Here is a 15537-nt window from a genome sequence, read left to right as displayed (position 1 = left end):
CCGCCCGAAGAACAATTTACTGTCCTGAGGCAAGTATATTTGCTGTATGACCGCAAAGACATACCCCCACCTGATGGCTCCCGGACGTATCGGCGGGCTGCAAACACCCAACCGTATTGTTCTCCCTGCCATGGACATGAACGTCTCCGAACACGGCGAAATTGAGCAGACCGAGATTGATCACTACGTGGCTCGCGCCGCGGGTGGCGCCGGCTTGATCATCACCGGCGCCTGCGCCATCGCTTTCCCGTTTGGCGCAGCCTCCTTGAAGGAGCCGGGCCTCTCGGATGACAAGTTCATCCCGGGGCTCAAGGCACTCGCAGACGCAATCCACGCAGCGGGTTCCAAGCTGTGCATCCAGTCCACACACCACGGCAAGGTGGCCCGCGTTGACGTCGCCAACGATCGCCCGGTCTTGGCGCCCAACAAGCCTGACTACAGCTACAACATGTCGGCACTGGCAGATAGCACCCCGGATGAGCTCCGCCGAATGGGTGCGGCCACCGCCGGGAAGCAGGCAACGTACAAAGAGATGAGTGCCGATGATATTTCCGGGCTCATCTCCGACTGGGCCGACGCCGCCGAACGCATCGCCAAGGCCGGCTGCGACGCCATCGAGATCCACGTAGCGCACGGCTACATCCTTGGGGTGTTCCTGAACCAGCGGGACAACAAGCGTACGGACGAATACGGCGGCCCGCTGGCCAACCGGGCCCGTCTGGCCTGCGAGGTCATCAGGGCCGTCAAGGAACGGGTCGGCGACAAGCTGGCCATCCTGGTTCGAGTTTCCGGCGAGGAGTACGGGCAAGAAGGCGGACTCTCGCTCGAGGAGTCCATCGATGCCTCGAAGCTGTTCGAGCAGGCTGGCGCCGACGCCATCCACGTGACCGGGTGGGGGCGGAACCCGTTCGATAACTTCACTGACGGCCCGCTGCCTAGCAAGGTTGGCGCTTACTTGGAGAACGCGGCCACGATCAAGAAGCACGTGGGCATCCCCGTGATTGCCGTGGGACGGATGCTCCCGGACATCTCCGAGAAGGCCATCGCCGAAGGCAAGATCGACTTCGCCGCAATGGGACGCCAGCTGCTCGCGGACCCGGAATTGCCGAACAAGCTCCGCGGGGGCAAGGCAGATCAGGTGCGCCCCTGCATCAACTGCTATTTGTGCGTCGCAGAGAACTTCTTCGATGACACCCCGTTCTGCGCGGTCAACCCTGCCCTAGGCAACGAGGCGCTGCTCCCCCTGAAGCCGGCGTCCGCCTCAAAGCACGTGGTTGTTGTTGGCGCCGGTCCCGCCGGTTTGGAGAGCGCCCGCGTCCTGACGGAACGTGGCCACCGCGTCACCGTGATCGACAAGTCCGATCGTTTGGGTGGAACCATGTGGTTCTCCACCATGACCACCCCGGACAATGAGCGCCTGCTGCGCTGGTTCAAGGCCGAGATCAAGCGCCTGCGCATCGCGGTCAAGCTGAACACGCCGGCCACCGTCGAGACGATCCGGGCGCTGAACGCCGATCACGTGATCGTCGCTACCGGAGCCGTCCGCCCCAAGCCGGACTTCCCCGGAGGAGACCTGCCGAACGTGCAGACCGGCGACACGCTGCGTGCCATGATGCTAGGGACGGCGACCGCCCAGGAAGCTGGTTTCGTTCTCAGCAACCTTGGCAAGGTAGGGCGTCTCTCGGGCCTGACCAAGAGCCCGGAGTTTGTCCGCCAGTTCACGAAGTACTGGCTGCCCATGGGCAAGAATGTCGTCGTCATCGGCGGATCGCTCGTTGGTCTGGAGCTCTCCGAGTTCCTAGCGGAGCGCGGCCGCAACGTCACGCTCCTGCATGAGAAGCAGCAGCTCGGCCTCCCCTTGGCCATGCCGCGTCGCTGGACCGCTGTGAAGGATTCGCTGGCGCACGGCGTCAAGATTCACCGCAACGTCGCCATCACGCGCATCACGCCCAAGTCCGTTGAGTGGACCGAGGGCGCTGAATCGTTCAGTGCCCCGGCGGCCATGGTGGTCTACGCAGACGGCACGACGGCGGCCGCTCCCCTCGCCGACAAGCTCAAGGACGCCGGCATCAGCCATGACGTCATTGGCGATGCCGGCGCGGTCAACTACATCCACGGCGCCATTCACTCCTCGTGGGACGTCGCCATCGAGCTGTAATTCGCCACGGCCCCTTAACCCGATAAAGCTCGACGTCGGCACCCACCTAGGGTGCCGACGTCGAGCTTTATTCAGTTGAGCCGGGCGAGCCTAAGCTTCCGCGTGGTCGCGCTTCGGCCGTACCTTTTGGAGCAAGAGCATGACACCGACGGCGATCAGGCCGATCAGCAATCCGGCCACCGCGGAAACCAGAGTATCGCCGAACCAGGTGATGACAGCACCCAGGGGCTCAAGGGCATGTTCCACGGTGTGCAGCAGGTCTACGGGCAAGTGCCAGCCCACCTCACCTAGGTTGAGGATGGCCAGGTGGCCACCGACCCAAAGCATTGCCACGGTGCCGATAATGCCGATCACACGGAACACAGTCGGCATGGAACGGACGATTCCGGCACCGATCCTGCGCGTGCTGCCGATCTTGCTGCCCTCCATCTTGATGCCGACGTCGTCGAGCTTGACCAGCAGCGCAACCGCACCATAAACCAGCGCAGTCATCACCAGCGCGATCACCACAAGCGAACCGAGCCGCGGCCAGAAGCCCATCTCCGGGTCAAGGTTGGACAGTGAGATAAGCATGATCTCGGTGGAAAGAATCAAGTCGGTGCGCACAGCACCGGCAACGAGTGCCTTCTCATCGCGCGCCCCGTCTTCCTTGTGGGCATGGACGTGACCAAACCACTCGGTCACCTTCTCAGCACCCTCGAAGCACAGGTAGATGCCGCCGACAATCAACAGGTACGGCAGCACCCACGGCGCAAACTGCGTCAGCAGCAGGGCCAGCGGAATGATGATGGCGAATTTGTTGATGAGCGAGCCGCGGGCGATCTTGAACACGACGGGCAGTTCACGCGTGGGCGTCAGGCCTGCAACATACTGCGGGGTGACGGCGGCGTCATCAATCACCACGCCAGCTGATTTGGCAGACGCCTTCAACGCGGCGGTCAGAATGTCATCAACGATGGCGAGCAAGCCAACAGACATGGTGCACTCCTTGGGTCTTGCGGTTGTGGCGTATAAAAAAACTAGGCAGAAAACATCCTATGCGGTGTAGCCGAAAGGTAATGTTTCGACTCCTTAGGGTTGCCCCTGTAGCGCCCGCACCTAATATGAGGAACAGTTACCGCCCTTCTTCATGAAAGTAGCTCATGCCACTCTCCTCGCAGCCTTTGCGCAAGCTCGGATTCCTCACTATTGGCTTGTTTGACCCGGCAGATCCAGCAGCGGGGCACGAGTCAACGTTGCAGGTCATCGAACTGGGCGAGCAGCTTGGCTTCGACAGCGCCTGGCTGCGCCACCGACATCTGCAGTTCGGGATCTCCTCCCCTATAGCGATCATGGCTGCGGCCAGCCAGCGCACCTCCCGCATCGAGCTTGGCACCGCGGTGACCCCGATGGGCTGGGAAAACCCGTTGCGCCTGGCCGAGGATCTGGCCACAGTGGATCTACTGGCTGGTGGGCGAATCAACCCGGGCCTGAGCGTAGGCGAACCAATGCACTACGACACCGTGAAGCATGAGTTGTACCCTGATTCTGCCGAGCAGGAAGATTTCAGCTACGCACGCGTGGACCGCTTGGCCCGTTTGATTGCGGGAGAACCTGTTCGGGAATTTTCGGGCAAGCAGGGCGTTGTTGAGGAGTTTTCCAACCGCGTAGAGCCGCACTCCGCCGGGCTGCGACAACGGCTTTGGTACGGGGCGGCCAGCGCAAAATCGGCTATCTGGGCCGGGACTAATGGGTTCAATCTGCTCTCCAGCAGCGTGATCTTCCCAGAATCAGATCAGGAACCATCGTTTGCTGACATCCAACAATCTCAGATCCGTGCTTTCCGTGAAGCCGCGGCATCCTCTGGAGCTGATCGACCAGCACGGGTTTCCCAAGGCCTGGTGGTAATCCCCACGGATTCGGCGACACCGAAGCAACGGGAAAAGTACCAGCGGTACGTCGACGAGCGCACGCCCCGAACTCTCACACCGCAAGGGCCACGGCGGATGCTGTTTGCCCGTGATCTCATCGGTTCCAGCGATCAGATTGCCGAGCAGCTTTATGCACACGCAGGCTTCCAGGAGGTCGATGAGGTTGCGTTCGCGCTGCCCTTCAGCTTCGACCATGAAGACTATGTCCAGATCCTCACCAATATCGCGACCAAGCTGGGCCCTGCCCTAGGTTGGGCTCCAGCGCGCTAAGGCATCATCTTTCTTTAGCTGAGTCCTCATATGGTGGCACCGAGCATGCCATCCGCGGGCTGCAGGCTTTCGACAATGGTTCGCATGCCCTGTTCCCCGGTCTCGGTGGGAAGAAGCGCATACACATGCAATTGCCCTTCGGCCTCGTGCCACGCCATCTGGCCTCCCGCCGCACGCACCTTCTCCCGCAAGAGTTGTGCGTCTGGGTTCAGGACGTCGCGCGTGCCGGTGAGGACGGTCAGCGGACCAAGCCCGGACATGTCCCCGAACAGCGGACTGACCACGGGGTCTTCAATTGGATCGGCACCCCGCCAAGCCTCCGCCAGCACACGTCCCCCGGGGCGCCCCAGCCACGGGTCGCTAGGCTGCACGGCATCGATCCGCGGGTTCTTCCAGCTGAGGTCCAAGGCAGGCGAAAGCAAGGTGGTGGAGGGAAGCACGATCCCTTGATCGCGAAGCTTCAGGGCCACCGAGAGCGCAATCTGGCCACCGGCCGAGTCACCTGCCAGCCGCACCTCATTGCCGGCGTCGAGCTCTGCCCTGACAAGTTCGACGACGCCGTCGCTCACCTCGCGCGCCGTGCCAAAGGGCACGAGTGGATAGATGGGCACCACGACGCGTTGCCCTGATTCTCGCGCCACGCGAGCGGTCAGTTGCCAGTGCTGGAGCCGAATTTCATTGACCCAACCTCCGCCATGGACGTACACGACTACGGATGTACGCCCCGCGCGATTTGGGGCTCCGTCCACCGGCACCACGTCATACACGGGCCACCCGAGTGGATTCGGCAACCGGCGGTCAACACGCACACCTTCCAGACGCGTCGGCGGACCGTAGGGTTCAGGACGCAAAGCGCGTTCGCGAATACGCTGATGTGCGCCCGCCTCGCTCACAAACGCACGGTTGGCGCGGGTCACTCGAAGGAACACCGGAATCAGGGGTTCGGGAACACGTAAGGGCAAGGGAGTTCCTCTCGGCCGCGCAACAATGCATTTTGCTCAGGATACCTCCATCCGCAATGCGGGGACTTGGTCTTTCGATGTGGCTTAAGCGGCAAGTACGTATCGTGGATTATTGTCGTGAACAGATAAGGGGACAGATACGCGGAAGGAACCTAGGCCATGAAGCAGTACCGAATCGACGGTGCCGAGGTGCACGGCATCTCCGACCTCTACGAGCAGTTCAACCGAGAGCTGATGGCGGACGAACACTGGCGCCTCGGTCAGAGCCTGGATGGGTTCAACGACATTCTCTACCGGGTTGATGGTGAGATCCGCGAGGGTGATCCTGCTACGTTCGTCTGGATCGACCATGCCCACAGCCGTGACGCGCTCGGATTCGAGGAGACGCAGCGGTGGCTGGCGAACAAGTTGTCACAACCGAATTCCTTCAACCAGCAACGCATCCAGTCGGATCTTGACGAGCTGCGGAACGGACTCGGGAAGACGTACTTCGAGCTCATACTAGAAATCTTCGCGGATCACCCGCTCATCGAGCTCCAGCTACGCTAATACGGCAAGAGCAGACGATCGTGTCCGGGCGGCTACCAAGGCATCAAGCAGGGTGAGATTGTCTGCACTTGGGGTGCCGGGATCCGCCGTGTATGTGGTGATCGAAACACTCGGGTCCCCAGGCAGGGCGAAGTCGTTGTAGGTGACGTCCAGGAGACCTGCGATGGGGTGATTGATGACTTTCCGTCCACGCAGGTGGCGGTGCACGTTGTGCTTGGCCCACCGCTCCCGGAAGTCAATACTTCGGAGCGAGAGGTCATCGATGAGCTCTGTTGTTTTCTGATCCTTCGGATCACCACCGGCTGTCGCGCGCAGGACGGCCACGCACAGTTCCCGAGCGTCGTCGAGATTCACGTAAAAGTCCCCGGCCCGGCTATCAAGGAATGCAAACCGGGCGAAGTTTGGCTGAAGTTGGCCGGAGAACAGTGGCTCGTACAGCGCGCGTCCAAGGGGATTTGCCGCAAGGACGTCGAGGCGTTCGTTCTGGACAACCGCGGGCACAGCCATGGAATCCAAAACCTGCTGGACCGAGGCCGTGATCGGTTGGCTGCCTATCGATCTCTTCTGGCGTGGGCTAGGAGTCAGGTTGCTCGAAAGGTTCTCTAGATGTCTTCTCTCGTCCGCACTCAGTTGCAAGGTTCGGGCGATCGCGTCAAGCACACTCTCTGAAGCCCCACCGACCGTGCCGCGCTCTATTCGCGTGTAGTACTCGACGCTGAGTCCGGCCAGCATCGCGACTTCCTCGCGGCGCAGTCCTGGCACGCGTCGCATACCACTGACGTATGGCAGCCCAGCCTGCGCGGGGGTAATCCGCGCCCGCCGGCTCATCAGAAAGTCCCTGATCTCGTGCTCAATCTGCATGTTCTGAGACTACCTTGGGTATTCCGCCGTTGAGGGTCCCTATCAGGGACTGGTACCCGCACGAGAACCGGAGCAACATGGATTTCGGCCCATAACGGTCCTGTTAGCCCCAACGCATAAGCCACGAAAAGAGCACCACTATGAAGATCGCAGTCATCGGCACCGGGATGGTGGGTCGCGGCCTCGCCGGACGTCTGTCCGAGCTCGGTCATGATGTTGTTATCGGTACACGCAACATCGCCGATACCCTTGCCCGCACCGAGACCGACAACATGGGCACACCCCCGTATGCGCAGTGGCAAGAGGAGAATCTCTCCGTTCGCTTGTTGACTCTGCGCGAAGCCGGAACGCACGGAGACGTGGTTCTCAACGCCGCGAACGGGCAGAACGCGCTCGATGCACTCGCAGGAGTTGGCGCGGAAGCGCTCGCAGGAAAGGTGTTACTAGATTTGGCGCTCCCGCTGGATCTATCCCAGGGCTTTCCGCCCACTCTCACGATCGCCAACGCTGACAGCCTCGGCGAGCAGATCCAACGCGCCTACCCGAAGTCTCGGGTGGTGAAGTCGCTGAACTCCGTTTACTACCAAGTCATGATCGACCCAAGCCGGGTACCTGGCCCGCACAGCATTTTCGTGGCCGGGAACGATCTCGATGCGAAACGCACTGTGGAACGTCTGCTCAGCGAGTTCGGCTGGCCGGCTAGCTCGATCATCGATCTGGGCGACATTACCGGTGCCCGCGGCGTAGAGATGTACGCCCGCCTCTTTTTCACCCTTTACAACGCATTCGGGACGTTTGATTTCAACATCAACGTCACCCGCGCCAACTAAACCCAACCCCTAACGACTAAGGAAACATCATGAATCCCACTGCCACACTTCCCAGCGTTGGACAGACCTGGCTCGCTGACCTCGGACCAGACACCCCGATGGGCCACTTCACCGTAGAGATCACTTTCGAAACGGCCACCCGCGTGTCATTCCTGGTCACCGGCGGCGCCATCAAGGGCCGCACCGAGACGATGGACTACACCACCACTGAACTTCGCGACGGACTTTTTGTAGTCCGGTGGACCGAACCGGATTCCCTTGACCACGTAACCCACATCGAGGACTACACCAACGGCGCCTGCATGGCGTCCTCAGTAATCGGCGGAGAATTCGTGCAGCTGCACGGCTCCTGGACCCGGGTGCGCTAAACACTGCATCGAAGAGCTCGCAATATACGGCTCCCACCGAGAACTACCGTCCCTACCTGAAAGAGAAATTTTCATGCGCGCAGCACTTATGTACGGTGCCGGCGACGTTCGCGTCGTCGACATTCCTGAACCCACGATCGAAGCCCCGACGGACGCAATCATTCGCGTCACCTATGCCTGCGTCTGCGGCTCTGACCTGCACCCGTACCATGATCTCAGAGATACCCCCGAGGGACGCCACATGGGTCACGAGGCCATCGGCGTCGTCGAACAAATCGGTGACGAGGTCAGCACTCTCGCTATCGGCGACACGGTGATCGTGCCATTCGCGTGGTCCGACGGCACCTGTGCGTTCTGCCTCGACGGGATCACCACATCCTGTGTGCACGGTGGCTTCTTCGACGCCGCGCCTTCAGCTACCCAGGCCGAGAAGCTCCGTATCCCGTATGCAGATGGCACCGCTGTGGCCATCCCCGCTGGCACCGACGAAGCACTCATGCCGTCTCTGCTCACCCTCTCGGATGTGTACCTCACCGGGTACCACGCCGCTATTCGCGGTGGTGTGGAGCCGGGCAAGACAGTGGCAGTGATCGGCGACGGCGCCGTCGGACTTTCCGCCGTTCTGGCCGCTAAGCAGCTGGGCGCCGAAAAGATCATTCTGATGGGCCGCCACACCGCCCGCACAGACCTCGGTCGCGAATTCGGCGCCACTGACGTCGTCGCCGAACGTGGCCAAGAGGGCGTGGCAAACGTTCTGGCACTGACCGACGGCGAAGGCGTGCATGTAGTTCTCGAAGCCGTGGGACACATGCCAGCTTACGAACAGGCCTACGGCATTGTCCGCCCCGGCGGTGTGATCTCCCGCGTTGGTGTTCCCCAATACGAAGACGCAGCAGTCGGATTCATGTCGCTGTTTGGCAAGAACGCCACCCTCACCGGTGGACCCGCCACTATTCGCGCGTATCTGGAAGCCGCCATCCCGCAGGTTATCGACGGCACCATCAACCCAGGCAGGGTGTTCGATCGCGAGCTATCTCTCGACGACATCGCCGAGGGCTACCGCCTGATGGACTCCCGCGAAGCACTGAAAGTTCTCATCCGTCCATAGGGACTCGGTTGCCGCCGAGATGTGCGGCCGAGCCCCACAAAAACAGACCCCTCGTGGGCCTCCAAATGAGGCCCGCTAGGGGTCTGTGCGTTCTAGTTCCCGCAGAACGTGGCCGGGCCGAAGTTGAAGCGAAACTTCACACCCGGTCCTTCCTGTTCCACAGCTGATGCGTCAGTCCGCTGGAGGTGCTGATCGATTCGACGCTGAACCGGTCTTCCAAGCCAGCCAAATGATCCCAGATCCGGACACCGGCGCCGAGCACGACCGGAACGATCACCACATGCATGAAATCGATGAGATCAGACTGGAGGAATTCGCTCACTGTCGACGGTCCGCCACCAATCCGAACGTCCAAGCCGCCAGCCGCATCCTGCGCCAGACGGAGGGCCTTCTCCGGCGACTCATCCACGAAGTGGAAGCTCGTGCCGTTGGCAAACTCGAGTGACTTACGAGGATAGTGAGTCAGGATGAACACCGGAGTGAGGAAGGGCGGTTCGTCGCCCCACCACCCTTCCCAGCCGTCGTCGGGCCATTCGCCAGACTGCGGGCCAAACTTACGGCGGCCCATGATCTCCGCCCCGATACCCTGGCCCCACATGCTGAACATGGCCCGATCCACAGTCACCGGATCGTCCATGCCATGGATGACGCGTCCGTCGAACTTACTGAAAAGCGCTCCAGCTTCACCGATCGGCTTTTCGAGCGTCACATAATCACCTGCAGCAAATCCATCCGAAGAAACGAACAAGCTGTGTACCCGCGTCCGAACCATGGCAACTCCCTGGGTAGTTGAAATCTGGAATTACTGGAACCCTAGTCCAGAGTGATTTCCAACTGCAATCACTTTGAAGGCAGGTGACCAGAAACCGCCTCGATCAGTGCGCGAACGCGTTACGAGATCAAGGGCTTCACCTGAACCGGTTAGCTCTGATTGGTCATCATGTTGGTGACACTCGGCTTCCCGGATGGGTTCGTCGACGCCGGGTGGCTAGGCTGTGTGGATGGCGACAGTTATTCTCGTGCGGCACGGCCGCACCACAGCAAATGCCACTGGACTGCTGGCCGGTCGCGCCGTCGGCGTCACTCTGGACCAGATCGGGCGGGACCAGGCGGCTCTGACCGGAGACCGACTCGCGGCCGTGCCGTTAGTCGGGGTGGTCTCGAGCCCCCTTGAGCGCTGTCAGCAGACCGCCCAGTTCATCCTCGATCGCCAGACGGGCGCGCCCTACGCGCCGATCGAAGCTGATCTCACCGAGTGCGATTACGGCCAGTGGCAGGGCCGGACGCTCAGTGATCTCGCGACCGAGGAATTGTGGCCCGTCGTGCAGTCCCAACCATCCGCCGTCGTCTTTCCCGGCGGAGAATCCATGGCAGCGATGCAGGCTCGGTCAGTGGCAGCAATTCGACGCCACGATGCAGCCTTCGAAGCCGAGCACGGGACTGGGGCCGTATGGGCGGCCGTGAGTCACGGAGACATCATCAAGGCAATCCTCGCCGACGCACTCGGCATGCACCTTGACCTGTTCCAGCGCATTAACGTGGGCCCCGCCTCCGTATCGATCGTGCGCTACGGCCCCAGTCGGCCGAGCGTCTACGCGACCAACACCGACGCGGGTGATCTCGCGTGGCTGTCGAGCCACATCCACTCTGGCGATGCGCCCGTGGGTGGCGGTGCAGGGACAAAGACGCCATGAAGCTCATGCGCCTAGAATATTGACATGCCTACACTTATTCACGAGTTTTCATGGCCCGATCGGGTCGTCGTTGGCACCATTGGCCTTCCGGGGGCACGCACGTTCTATCTGCAGGTGCGCACAGGGAAGCAGATCGTGAGTATTGCCCTGGAGAAGCAACAGTCGGCTCTGCTCGCGGAGAATATCGACGAAATTCTCGACCAGCTCATGACCGTCGAGGGCAACCGCTTCAGCGTTCCCACGAGCACTCCCATCGAACTTGTCGACAATGACCAGCTCGAGGCCGTCCAGGAGCAGTTTCGCGCTGGCGTCATGAGCCTAGGCTGGGATCCAACCACTGCCCAGGTCGTCATTGAGGCCCACCCCATCACCGATACCGATGCTGAAGACGACGAATCGCTTGATGAAGACGGCACCAACGAGATCGAAATGCTGCTGGTGCGAATGCCAGTAGGCACCGCCCGCGCATTCGCCAAACGCACCCGCGAGATTGTGGGCGCTGGGCGTCCGACGTGCCCTCTCTGCGGTTACCCCATAGACGCGGACGGGCACATCTGCACCCTTCCAGAGGTCTGATGTCGACGCCGGACCTAGTGACCGACGAGCTGACGCTCACCGGCCGCATCACAACGGCTTCAAACGCTACGTTTCTGGGGAGCATCGGCGACGCAATGGTCGTCTATAAGCCTATTGCAGGCGAAAGTCCGTTGTGGGATTTTCCCGACGGGGCCCTGGCTCACCGGGAGGTGGCTGCCTACCTGGTCTCGCAGGTCTTCGGCTGGGACGTGGTGCCGCGCACCTGGCTGCGCGATGGTCCGATGGGCGAAGGAATGGTGCAGCTCTGGCAGGAGCAAGACCCCACCCAAAACGCCGTCGACCTCGTTGCGGCGGACCAGGTGCCGGAGACGGGCTGGAAACACGTTCTCGAGGGACAAGATGAGAACGGCCGGATGGTCGCCCTCGTTCACGAAGACTCGAAAGCGCTCCGACGCATGGCCGTGTTCGACATCGTCGTTAACAACGCCGACCGCAAAGGCGACCATATTCTTGCCATGCCTGGCGGACACCGGCATGGCGTGGATCATGGGCTCACCTTTCACCATGACCCCAAGCTGCGCACGGTGCTATGGGGATGGCTGGGAGACGCCTTATCTGAGGAGGAACTCGACGGCATCGACCGTGTCAGCGAAGGACTGCACGGTGAACTGGGCCAAAATCTAGCGGACTTGCTCAGCACCGATGAAATCGACTCCCTCGCTGCGCGCTGCGCCCGGTTGCGCTTGGCAAGACAGTTTCCGCCTCCGAGCGGTGAGATGCCTGCGGTCCCCTGGCCGCTGTTCTAAGGGAATGACGCTTACGGGCTTCGCTGGCTGAGCTGCGTTGATTCGTCCTCTGCGGACGCCATCATTTCGACTTGGTAACCGCTCGGAAAAACGTATGGCCGCTAAGAACACGTGTTCTTAGCGGCCATACGCAAAAGGTTTCAAGGATGTCGGGACCTACAAATTGAACCTAAATGCAACTGCGTTCCGGCACGGAGCAACATTTACTCCGACGGGTCTCGCGATCTCACTCTGCTGACAGCGACTGGATGTATCTGCTGACTCCGGCAGGTCAACGATCAGCGTGTCCCAAACCGTACCGTAGTCGGCGCCCTCTTAGGGATGCGCCAGGTGCTCCCGCATCCGCTTGATCAAGGACCAAGACACGTCGGAATGCGGGTCGGTCGTGGCGTAGCTTAGACGAGCCACATTCTCGCCAATCCTGTTGATCAGTAACTCTGGCGCCAGACCCGGAACGTCGTCTGGGGCACCGAGATACCACTCGTCTCTGCCTGCCACGAAATTCGCGCCGACGCCACACAGCCGGACGATCTCCGTCAGGCCGCATCATCGCACTTGTTCATACCGCGACAGCCGTCGCCAATATCTCATGACCGGCATCCAAGCCGCCGTCGGTCACCACATCAACCTCGACACCGAACAAATCGCTCGCGTCAGCAGCGAACGCCGCGACCGTGAGCAACCCGGTGCCGGGCATCGCAAACGCTACAGAGGTACAGCTCGGACCCCAAGTGCCCGCATTTGAAGTTGCCGCTACGGTACACAACCTCCGACCGGTCGTTCGAACGATCCTAGACTGCGTGCCTGAGGAACTCGTTGATGCTTGGCACCCCCTGGCCTCGCACTGGTTGCCCATGCCCACCACGCTGAATCTGCCCGTACAACTGCGAGCGCAGGCTGTCCTCGAAACTGTAAGTCCGGTCGGTGTAGAGCGAATAGCCGGCGTAGCAAGGATTGCGCAAGACACCGCAGACGGTTGACGTACTCCAGTGCCCGCCCGCAGGAACTGTTTTGAGCTACAGTGCTTGAGCCACACGCTCAGTGTTTCGCTCGAGTACCACCGTATGTCTGTGCTTGGGCAATCGTGGCAATGTCACGATGATGCGCTTACCAGGCCTGCCGGAAAGACCAGTGCCGCTGGCGACCAACGAGGGTGCGCCAGCAATGGAGAGCAACCTATCGATATCACGGAGCGCCGCTGCCCCGTGCGCGATCTCTTCACCGTTGGTGGCGTACCACAGCGGACGCATACGCTTGGGTACTTTTCCCTGAACGGCGGGCTGCTCGTAGGCCTGTGTTTGGTGCTCACTCCTACTACGTATCTCGAACCAAGCAATGCCAGCGGCACGGTGGCACGGAACTCGCCCTCGGCTGTGGACAGGTCGATAGGACATTCAACTGACGGGCACTGCGCATCAGCCGGTCTAAGTCGGTTACAAGAACGGCATTGATTTTGCCTGCATCTGTGTTTGTGTCTGCAAGCATCTGCCCCTGCAGGTGCTCCGACAGCGGACTTTGGAAACCGATACATCGTTGTCGGTGTAGTTACCGACCACCGTCCAACCGCCCAGTTGTGCGAGCGTAGCTAGCCGAAGGTTCTGACGGTCCATGCCGTCCGGGCTCTCTCCGGATTGCCGCGCGTAAAGCGCAACCCGACAAGCAGAGGCTCTCTCCTGTGCGACTCTAAGTGCTGGCCGTGTCCGCCCAAGCCACGAACCACCCCGGCGCCCAGTAGTTCTTCTCTGTTCGGAGCTCCGCAACGGGAGACGTTTGAGGCAGAGGAATTCCCATTGCGATCAGTTCATGCTGAACGTGTTGTCGCATCCTGCCATCGCCCGCATGCGCACTAACCCCTGTTTCCTCTTCGGGCCAGAGCGCATAGATTTCTGGGACCGAGTACTTCTGCTTCAAATACGCAACCAACGCGTCAGAGTTGAGCACGCTGATTTGATCGCGGTCCGCATACACAACCGGAACGACTCGCTGGTCGGCGAGAATCCACACTGACAGACCGAATGCCGCGTTCTTCCGACCGGCCGAAAAGTGAAACGGCCGATGCTCAACAAGTTTTGGCCAGGCCCGCTGAAACTCCTCGAGGTGCATTGCGGCCTGTCCGTCGATGCCCTCGTACCAGCATGGGCGGTCCGCTTCCTGGAGATGCAGCGCCCGGTCAATATCCGGTGATCCTTCGATCGATGATCTCAGACCTTCGAGGAGGTCAGGATCGTGCGCATAGCGCCAGCTCATCCATTGAAACTCTGCTGGGACCTGGTCGATCGATATTTCCGGCGACAAAAGACAGTAGACCTCACCTCTTGCTGCGATCGATGCACCGAGTTCTGCGAGGCAGTTAAGGCTTTTGAAGTACTCCTGGTCGGCCCACAATACGATAATGGGTGCATCCATGAGCGCACCCATTATTCGAGGGTATGTCATCGATCCCGGAGGAACCTCGGTTCCTTGGAATGTGGTGAACACATGCCACGGATCGACTCCACAGGTTCGGACCAGAAAGTGCCCAACGAACTCCTTCACGCGCCTCTCAGAACTTGACCTGTGCGACAAGAAAATGCCAGCCATATCCTGCTCCTTTGTGTTCTTCAGCCACGTGAGGTCGCGCGTCCGGTCCGGGAGGCGACCCAAGTTGTGTGTTCACGGCTGATTGCCTCCTCGGCATCAGCTGCCATGAGCGGCCATAGTTCCTCTGAAACTGTTCGCAGCTTAACCTCCTGCAACGCCAGTTCTTTCGTCGCGACTGAGTACGCGGAAGCGAGAGGTGAGAACTGCTTCACAGCAACCCATGCAGTCCCAGCACCGATGACCGCAGCCAATAGTCCGGCCAAATCGACATCCCACGCGCCGAACACTTGGCCAATGGCGAGCGATACCGCTGCTACCTCCGCAACGATTAGGAGAAACCGCCAGATATTCGCACGATGACGGTTCTCTCGGGCCTTACGGGAGTACCAGCGATGCTGGTCTAGAGTTCTTCCCTCGACATAGACCACCCGGCGATCCTCGAATGAACTTTGGCGGAGCTCATCCATCCGAGGCGTAATCACTGCATGCGCACTCTCAAACACGATCCGATCTGACACCTGATCAGCTACCGAAGACATACGCTCTCTGAATAGGTCCTCTGCCACAGCACGGGCCATCGATGCCGGAAACGGGTCAGCTCCCACGGCATAACGCCAGGCGAGAGTTTTCGCAGATTCGGCTACGGCACGTCCGTCGTACCAATTCTTCTCTGGTTGGAACACCCACGAGGCAATCTCACTCACGAGTGCGAGAACAAACCCGATAAGCACTACCCATGGTGCCAATCCAATTCCGCCATCCTGAAGCGCGAAAATACCGCCCAGAGCAGCCAACACTCCCCCGCCCACCTTTGCACTAGTAAGGATCAGTGCCCATCGTTGACCTTGCGCAGATGAACTGTCAGCGTCCCGCCACACTCCCGGCAGATCAGCATCCGAGAGAA

17 protein-coding genes are annotated in these 15537 nt (G+C 60.6%); 10 read left to right on the top strand and 7 right to left on the bottom strand.

Features of this window, described 5'->3' with window-relative positions; genetic code table 11:
* Positions 1–46 precede the first annotated feature (46 nt).
* A complete protein-coding gene (locus ACP7B9_RS02070) occupies positions 47–2158 on the top strand; it encodes an FAD-dependent oxidoreductase (RefSeq protein WP_425860289.1) in 2112 nt (703 codons plus the stop codon).
* 90 nt (positions 2159–2248) lie between these two features.
* Here the strand turns inward: ACP7B9_RS02070 and ACP7B9_RS02065 are convergent, their stop codons facing one another.
* Positions 2249–3136 (bottom strand): DUF808 domain-containing protein, encoded by an 888-nt coding sequence (locus tag ACP7B9_RS02065; protein ID WP_425860287.1) that lies wholly within the window; start codon positions 3134–3136, stop codon positions 2249–2251.
* Between the two features lie 164 nt (positions 3137–3300).
* On the opposite strand from ACP7B9_RS02065, the gene ACP7B9_RS02060 reads away from it, so the two are divergent.
* Positions 3301–4338 (top strand): LLM class flavin-dependent oxidoreductase, encoded by a 1038-nt coding sequence (locus ACP7B9_RS02060; RefSeq protein ID WP_425860285.1) that lies wholly within the window; start codon positions 3301–3303, stop codon positions 4336–4338.
* Positions 4339–4364: 26 nt separating this feature from the next.
* Here the strand turns inward: ACP7B9_RS02060 and ACP7B9_RS02055 are convergent, their stop codons facing one another.
* Positions 4365–5300: an alpha/beta hydrolase fold domain-containing protein gene (locus ACP7B9_RS02055; RefSeq protein WP_425860283.1), complete on the bottom strand. Its 936-nt coding sequence runs from the start codon at positions 5298–5300 to the stop codon at positions 4365–4367.
* Positions 5301–5459: 159 nt separating this feature from the next.
* Here ACP7B9_RS02055 and ACP7B9_RS02050 point away from each other — a divergent pair, with 159 nt between their 5' ends.
* Positions 5460–5849 carry a barstar family protein gene (locus ACP7B9_RS02050; protein ID WP_425860281.1) on the top strand — a complete coding sequence of 130 codons (390 nt, stop codon included), beginning with the start codon at positions 5460–5462 and terminating at the stop codon, positions 5847–5849.
* Here the strand turns inward: ACP7B9_RS02050 and ACP7B9_RS02045 are convergent.
* Entirely contained in the window at positions 5841–6710 is an 870-nt protein-coding gene (locus tag ACP7B9_RS02045) for a helix-turn-helix transcriptional regulator (RefSeq protein WP_425860279.1), read from the bottom strand. The two genes, ACP7B9_RS02050 and ACP7B9_RS02045, sit on opposite strands and share 9 nt — an antisense overlap.
* A gap of 140 nt (positions 6711–6850) precedes the next feature.
* Here ACP7B9_RS02045 and ACP7B9_RS02040 point away from each other — a divergent pair, with 140 nt between their 5' ends.
* From ACP7B9_RS02040 to ACP7B9_RS02030, 3 genes are all read left to right on the top strand, one after another.
* Positions 6851–7540, top strand: coding sequence for an NADPH-dependent F420 reductase (locus ACP7B9_RS02040; RefSeq protein ID WP_425860277.1), 690 nt, complete (start codon positions 6851–6853; stop codon positions 7538–7540).
* A 29-nt stretch (positions 7541–7569) separates the two neighbouring features.
* Complete coding sequence (locus ACP7B9_RS02035; RefSeq protein WP_425860275.1) at positions 7570–7908, top strand: MoaF-related domain-containing protein; 339 nt, start codon at positions 7570–7572, stop codon at positions 7906–7908.
* A 73-nt stretch (positions 7909–7981) separates the two neighbouring features.
* Positions 7982–9016: a zinc-binding dehydrogenase gene (locus ACP7B9_RS02030; RefSeq protein ID WP_425860273.1), complete on the top strand. Its 1035-nt coding sequence runs from the start codon at positions 7982–7984 to the stop codon at positions 9014–9016.
* Positions 9017–9152: 136 nt separating this feature from the next.
* Here the strand turns inward: ACP7B9_RS02030 and ACP7B9_RS02025 are convergent, their stop codons facing one another.
* Positions 9153–9788: a dihydrofolate reductase family protein gene (locus ACP7B9_RS02025; RefSeq protein ID WP_425860271.1), complete on the bottom strand. Its 636-nt coding sequence runs from the start codon at positions 9786–9788 to the stop codon at positions 9153–9155.
* 229 nt (positions 9789–10017) lie between these two features.
* Between ACP7B9_RS02025 and ACP7B9_RS02020 the strand changes: the two genes are divergently transcribed.
* From ACP7B9_RS02020 to ACP7B9_RS02010, 3 genes are read left to right on the top strand one after another with little or no spacing between them, the layout of a single operon-like run.
* Complete coding sequence (locus ACP7B9_RS02020) at positions 10018–10710, top strand: histidine phosphatase family protein (RefSeq protein WP_425860269.1); 693 nt, start codon at positions 10018–10020, stop codon at positions 10708–10710.
* 24 nt (positions 10711–10734) lie between these two features.
* A complete protein-coding gene (locus tag ACP7B9_RS02015) occupies positions 10735–11286 on the top strand; it encodes a DUF3090 domain-containing protein (protein ID WP_425860267.1) in 552 nt (183 codons plus the stop codon).
* Positions 11286–12053, top strand: a complete 768-nt coding sequence (locus ACP7B9_RS02010; protein ID WP_425860265.1) for an SCO1664 family protein — start codon at positions 11286–11288, stop codon at positions 12051–12053. The genes ACP7B9_RS02015 and ACP7B9_RS02010 overlap by 1 nt, the downstream gene beginning before the upstream one ends.
* 559 nt (positions 12054–12612) lie before the next feature.
* Here ACP7B9_RS02010 and ACP7B9_RS02005 read toward each other — a convergent pair.
* Positions 12613–12750 (bottom strand): hypothetical protein, encoded by a 138-nt coding sequence (locus ACP7B9_RS02005; RefSeq protein ID WP_425860263.1) that lies wholly within the window; start codon positions 12748–12750, stop codon positions 12613–12615.
* A gap of 103 nt (positions 12751–12853) precedes the next feature.
* On the opposite strand from ACP7B9_RS02005, the gene ACP7B9_RS02000 reads away from it, so the two are divergent.
* Positions 12854–13033 (top strand): hypothetical protein, encoded by a 180-nt coding sequence (locus tag ACP7B9_RS02000; protein ID WP_425860261.1) that lies wholly within the window; start codon positions 12854–12856, stop codon positions 13031–13033.
* Positions 13034–13736: 703 nt separating this feature from the next.
* Here the strand turns inward: ACP7B9_RS02000 and ACP7B9_RS01995 are convergent.
* Complete coding sequence (locus tag ACP7B9_RS01995) at positions 13737–14459, bottom strand: hypothetical protein (RefSeq protein ID WP_425860259.1); 723 nt, start codon at positions 14457–14459, stop codon at positions 13737–13739.
* A gap of 194 nt (positions 14460–14653) precedes the next feature.
* Positions 14654–15511 (bottom strand): DUF4231 domain-containing protein, encoded by an 858-nt coding sequence (locus ACP7B9_RS01990; protein ID WP_425860720.1) that lies wholly within the window; start codon positions 15509–15511, stop codon positions 14654–14656.
* Between the last annotated feature and the right edge of the window lie 26 nt (positions 15512–15537).

It is taken from the genome of Arthrobacter sp. TWP1-1 (genome assembly GCF_049897845.1).
GTDB lineage: Bacteria > Actinomycetota > Actinomycetes > Actinomycetales > Micrococcaceae > Specibacter.
This window is presented reverse-complemented; position numbering and strand designations above follow the sequence as displayed.

Coding starts and splice junctions, on each gene's coding strand:
- ACP7B9_RS02035 (WP_425860275.1), top strand. CDS start 7,570: ATGAATCCCACTGCCACACTTCCCAGCGTTGGACAGACCTGGCTCGCT.
- ACP7B9_RS02025 (WP_425860271.1), bottom strand. CDS start 9,788: ATGGTTCGGACGCGGGTACACAGCTTGTTCGTTTCTTCGGATGGATTT.
- ACP7B9_RS02045 (WP_425860279.1), bottom strand. CDS start 6,710: ATGCAGATTGAGCACGAGATCAGGGACTTTCTGATGAGCCGGCGGGCG.
- ACP7B9_RS02070 (WP_425860289.1), top strand. CDS start 47: ATGACCGCAAAGACATACCCCCACCTGATGGCTCCCGGACGTATCGGC.
- ACP7B9_RS02010 (WP_425860265.1), top strand. CDS start 11,286: ATGTCGACGCCGGACCTAGTGACCGACGAGCTGACGCTCACCGGCCGC.
- ACP7B9_RS02065 (WP_425860287.1), bottom strand. CDS start 3,136: ATGTCTGTTGGCTTGCTCGCCATCGTTGATGACATTCTGACCGCCGCG.
- ACP7B9_RS02020 (WP_425860269.1), top strand. CDS start 10,018: ATGGCGACAGTTATTCTCGTGCGGCACGGCCGCACCACAGCAAATGCC.
- ACP7B9_RS02015 (WP_425860267.1), top strand. CDS start 10,735: ATGCCTACACTTATTCACGAGTTTTCATGGCCCGATCGGGTCGTCGTT.
- ACP7B9_RS02050 (WP_425860281.1), top strand. CDS start 5,460: ATGAAGCAGTACCGAATCGACGGTGCCGAGGTGCACGGCATCTCCGAC.
- ACP7B9_RS02030 (WP_425860273.1), top strand. CDS start 7,982: ATGCGCGCAGCACTTATGTACGGTGCCGGCGACGTTCGCGTCGTCGAC.
- ACP7B9_RS02040 (WP_425860277.1), top strand. CDS start 6,851: ATGAAGATCGCAGTCATCGGCACCGGGATGGTGGGTCGCGGCCTCGCC.
- ACP7B9_RS02005 (WP_425860263.1), bottom strand. CDS start 12,750: ATGCCCGGCACCGGGTTGCTCACGGTCGCGGCGTTCGCTGCTGACGCG.
- ACP7B9_RS02060 (WP_425860285.1), top strand. CDS start 3,301: ATGCCACTCTCCTCGCAGCCTTTGCGCAAGCTCGGATTCCTCACTATT.
- ACP7B9_RS01995 (WP_425860259.1), bottom strand. CDS start 14,459: ATGGATGCACCCATTATCGTATTGTGGGCCGACCAGGAGTACTTCAAA.